Raw genomic sequence first — 1,819 nt, 5'->3', positions numbered from 1 at the left:
GACGGGCAAACCTATCGTTTCCGGTACAAATTTACTACCAGCACCAAGAATATGGTGGCCTAGTTGAACAGCCACTAATTACTGGTAATATAAAGCCATCATAATCACATGAAATGCGGTTGTCAATTTTATATTACGTGTAAACAAAAAGGGGCATCAGTAGCACCGTGCAAGCAACAGCAGACCAGATCGACGCACTAAAGCAAGTGATCAGACAGCTCGCGGATAGCAGCCACGCCGAAGATCAACAATATCTAGCGGATCATCTCCCAGCCGCGTTCGCCGCGCAGCCGGCTGGCGTGCAGAAAAAGGCCCAGGCCGCGCACTTCAATCACTCGGAACTTCAGCTGCTGTCCGCGCTCGGCGATGATGTGGTGCCATACAGTGAGCTGTCCGCCCGTCTGCCTTTTTCCCAGGGCCTGATGTCACGGTACGTCAAGCGGCTGGTCGAGACAGGACTCGTGGTCAAACAGCCCATCGGTACGAATAAAAAGTCATACGCGTTGGCTACAACCTCGCTGGGTAAACAGGCGGCCGCGTTCCATGCCGACATGCATGCGCGCGATGACGCGCGACTGGCGGCGGCCCTGCAGACCATCGATGCGCCGGCCCTCGCCACGACATTAGCGGTCCTGAAACAACTGGCGACTGTTTTGGCTGACTGAGCCTAGGGTAGTGCCATTATCGCGGCTGGGCGTGGGCAGGCCAGACCAACAGTGTGTAGTGATAGCGAATTATCGTTTGAACTGGCTGCTCTTGATCCGGATATCCGCTGAGCGTTTTGGCGAGCGCCCGGGCGTCGCTGCCGTTCACTGGAACGCCGAGGTCTCGAATCAACTCGGTCGTTGTGACCGTTTCTTCTATAGAATAGTCGAACTCTTTTTGGACGGCTTGGATCCCGGTCTCATCAAGCCACTGCCGGGCAATCTCGATGCGTGACGCGTCCGCCTGAAACACGGGAGGCAACGGCACCCCAAGCGCCAGCGCTGCCTGACTCAGCAATGTGTCATCTTGCAGGGTCTGGCAATTCAAAGCGACAGTCTCAGACGCAAGCGCAGTGAGATGCGGCAGATCCTCGGGTGCCAGACCAGGAAATTGGCTGAGAAACACGACCTGGGCAATGGGCTGTGCAGGCAGCTTGCGCCAGTTGGCCTGGCGATAGGTGACATTCGGCGCGGTCACGCGGCGTTGGGCCTCGCGCAACATCGCCTGCGACCAATCGATCGCCGTCACCTTTCCGGCCGCCTGGGCAAGACCGCCAGTATAGCGGCCACTGCCGGCGGCCACATCCGCCACGGTCCGGCCAGCCAGTGGACTGACCTGATCAAGCGCGCCAACAATGTCTCGCGCCAGTGGCAATTGAGAGTGATCCTGCGCGGAAGCGTACACCTGCGCAAACGCGTCCCAATCAGCTTCAGTAAACAAGACGAGCACCTCCTATTCGACCTCACATTCGCTTTTAAGAATTTTAATGTGAAAAAACCGTTGACGCAAGGCCGCTCACTTGGTATGATATCAAAGTTGTGTTTCAGGGAACAACATGATCGCTTCACTCAATGAAATGAGTTGATCCGATTGAAAAAGTTGCCTGCAAACGTTGCAACAGCGCGAAATGTTTCAAAAAAACATTGACACGTTCATCACCACGAGATATACTATATAAGTTGTCTGTTGAGACAACGTCGTCCTTTGAAAACTGAACAAAGTTTCGTAAATGTGTAGGTGATTCGGCCTTAATTGGCCGGAGAATTAAACATGAGCGAAGTCAATTCGCTAGTAACAACAAATCGAGCTATTCAAACGGCTCATTATATGAGAG

2 protein-coding genes are annotated in these 1,819 nt (G+C 54.0%); one reads left to right on the top strand and one right to left on the bottom strand.

From position 1 onward, the window contains the following. Positions 1-167: 167 nt before the first annotated feature. Complete coding sequence (locus EKM95_RS11530; RefSeq protein ID WP_125698562.1) at positions 168-665, top strand: winged helix-turn-helix domain-containing protein; 498 nt, start codon at positions 168-170, stop codon at positions 663-665. A 16-nt stretch (positions 666-681) separates the two neighbouring features. Here EKM95_RS11530 and EKM95_RS11525 read toward each other — a convergent pair whose 3' ends face one another. Further along, complete coding sequence (locus EKM95_RS11525; protein ID WP_164510204.1) at positions 682-1,425, bottom strand: class I SAM-dependent methyltransferase; 744 nt, start codon at positions 1,423-1,425, stop codon at positions 682-684. Positions 1,426-1,819 lie beyond the last annotated feature (394 nt).

The organism is Lacticaseibacillus yichunensis (genome assembly GCF_003946405.1).
GTDB classification, from domain to species: domain Bacteria; phylum Bacillota; class Bacilli; order Lactobacillales; family Lactobacillaceae; genus Lacticaseibacillus; species Lacticaseibacillus yichunensis.
Note: the sequence above shows the minus strand (reverse complement) of the source record. Positions and strands in the feature narration are given on the sequence as shown.